Genomic DNA, 306 nt, shown 5'->3' on the forward strand with positions numbered 1-306 from the left:
CCGTGGTCTGACCCGCGGCAGTTCGTCTGCCCCATCCCCTTCGAGGCCTAAGTTTCTTCGCTTTCGAGCGCTGGAAAGCGAAGTAACTTAGGCCTCGAAGGCGACCGCGGACCGGCCCGCGCACCGGACGGGTTCGTCGGCAGACCGAACCGCACGGCAGGATGGGGTCGTGCTGCGCATCGACGACCCCCGGTTCTCCTGGCCCCTGCTGACGCTCGACGAGCCGGCACTGGACCACAACATCGCGACCGTCGCGGGCGTCTTCGCGGCAGCGGGCGTGGAACACGCGCCGCACGTCAAGACGCA

The sequence above is a fragment of the Promicromonospora kroppenstedtii DSM 19349 genome, assembly GCF_000515355.1.
GTDB lineage: Bacteria > Actinomycetota > Actinomycetes > Actinomycetales > Cellulomonadaceae > Promicromonospora > Promicromonospora kroppenstedtii.